The 207-nt window shown below is 58.0% G+C and carries 1 rRNA gene; it reads left to right on the top strand.

Annotated features, from left to right (window positions below):
- Positions 1 to 134: 134 nt before the first annotated feature.
- Positions 135 to 207 (top strand): 16S ribosomal RNA (locus tag EFBL_RS13635); the annotation flags it as partial.

Below are 207 nucleotides of genomic sequence, written 5' to 3'. Positions count from 1 at the left end.
GGCGAAAGCATCGACTGAGGTAGCCCCGCTAAGAGCGTCGACGTCCATGTCGACAACGCGGGACGAATCATCCGCAGAGGTCGCTCGGCTAAGAACATCGGCGTCCATGCCGATAACGCCGAGTAGATCATCCATGATCTAAGAGTTTGATCCTGGCTCAGGACGAACGCTGGCGGCGTGCCTAATACATGCAAGTCGCGCGGCTTG

Origin of the sequence: Effusibacillus lacus (assembly GCF_002335525.1) — a bacterium.
In the GTDB taxonomy this organism is placed as follows: domain Bacteria; phylum Bacillota; class Bacilli; order Tumebacillales; family Effusibacillaceae; genus Effusibacillus; species Effusibacillus lacus.
This window is presented reverse-complemented; position numbering and strand designations above follow the sequence as displayed.